Source organism: Pseudomonas sp. (assembly GCF_050739995.1).
Lineage (GTDB): Bacteria > Pseudomonadota > Gammaproteobacteria > Pseudomonadales > Pseudomonadaceae > Aquipseudomonas.
On sequence record NZ_JBOICG010000004.1, the window covers coordinates 1 to 1,663 of the forward strand.

Sequence of the window (1,663 nt, forward strand, 5' to 3'; positions counted from 1 at the left end):
GGTCGAAATCATAGTCCCAGGCGCTGTCGAGCAGCATGTCGCGGGTCACCACCTGGCAGCTGTGGCGCATGAGTTTTTCCAGCAACAGAGCTTCACGGTGCTGCAAGGCAATGCTGCGGCCCTGGCGCACGGCCGTGCGGGTGGCACAATCAAGTTGCAGCTCGCCCACGTTCAGGGTGCGCCCCGATTGCTCGTGGCCACGCAGCAGTGCGTCGAGCCGCGCCAGCACTTCGGCAAATGCATAGGGCTTGGCCAGGTAATCGTCGCAACCGGCCTGCAGGCCCTCGACCTTGTCCTGGGTCGATGACTGGGCGCTGAGCATCAACACCGGCACTCGCGACTGGCGCGCGCGCAGCGCCTTGACCAAGGCAATACCATCCAGGCCCGGCAGGCGGCGGTCCACGATCAGCACATCGTGGATGCCTTCCAACGCCAGGCCCAGGCCGCTGGTGCCGTCCGTAGCCACATCCACCACGTGCCCGCTTTCGCTCAGCCCCCGCAGCAGGTAGGTGGCGGTCTGTTCATCGTCTTCAACCACAAGAATGCGCACGGTTGCGTCTCCGGCTCGAATCTAAACTTTAATTTATCTGGCGGGAACGTGGCGCCGCCCCAGGCTTTGCCACACTATGCCACCTCTGCCCTGAAGACGTGACCGGTTCTCTTGCCATGACTCATGTTCTGGTCGTTGAAGACGACTTAACCACCGCCCGCGAAATCGAACTGGCCCTCAGCGACTACGGCTTCACCGTCACCACTGTGCTGAACGGCCGCGACGGCCTGCTCAAAGCCTTGAGCGAGCCCTTCGACCTGATCGTGCTCGACCGCATGTTGCCTGGCGGCGTCGATGGCCTGGGCGTGCTCACCGCATTACGCGCGGCGGGCACCACCACGCCGGTGCTGATCCTCAGCGCCTTGAGCGCCCTGGATGAGCGCGTGCGTGGGCTACGGGCCGGTGGCGATGACTACCTGACCAAACCTTTCGAGTTCATCGAGTTGACCGCGCGCCTGGACGCACTCAACCGCCGCCGCGCCGAACCGTCGACCCCGGCCCAGGAAACCCATCTGCGCGTGGCCAACCTGGAGGTCGACCTGCTGCGTCGCACCGTGCGCCGTGGTGACCGCGCCATCGACCTGGTGCCCCGCGAATACGCCCTGCTTGAACACCTGATGCGCAACGCAGGCCAAGTCATCACCCGTACCATGCTGTTCGAGGCGGTATGGAACTACAGCTACGACGAGCGCACCAACGTCATCGAAGTGCACATCGGCCGCCTGCGCCGCAAAATCGATGGCGACGGCGAAGGCCAGATGATCCACACCGTGCGGGGAGCCGGCTATGTCCTTCGCACGCCTGAGTGAAATCCCGCGCACCATCAGCTTCCGTACCGGGTTGCTGTTCCTGGGCCTGTTCGGTTGCTCGTTCCTGGCGCTGTTCGGCTACATCTATTGGCAGACCGCGTTCTATCTCAAGACCGAAGCGGATACCGCGTTGTATCGCCAGGTGGAAAACCGCAGCGCCCAAGACCCCGAACTGCGCCTGCATGAAATCCGCAAACACGTCGCCCAAGACACCGAAGCCCGCCTGCCCCACAGCCTGTTCGATGCCCAGGGGCAATACATTGCCGGTGCGATTCGTGAGTTGCCGGTGTACACAGCCTTGGAC

2 protein-coding genes and 1 pseudogene are annotated in these 1,663 nt (G+C 63.5%); 2 read left to right on the forward strand and 1 reads right to left on the reverse strand.

The features are described from left to right. Window positions 1–550 (reverse strand): response regulator transcription factor (locus ACRESD_RS00060; RefSeq protein ID WP_431749067.1); only part of this gene is annotated, 550 nt, incomplete at its 3' end. Between the two features lie 116 nt (window positions 551–666). Between ACRESD_RS00060 and ACRESD_RS00065 the strand changes: the two genes are divergently transcribed. After that, entirely contained in the window at window positions 667–1,359 is a 693-nt protein-coding gene (locus tag ACRESD_RS00065; RefSeq protein ID WP_431749068.1) for a response regulator transcription factor, read from the forward strand. Continuing rightward, window positions 1,337–1,663: pseudogene (locus ACRESD_RS00070) on the forward strand (sensor histidine kinase); the annotation flags it as partial. The gene ACRESD_RS00065 and the pseudogene ACRESD_RS00070, both read left to right, overlap by 23 nt.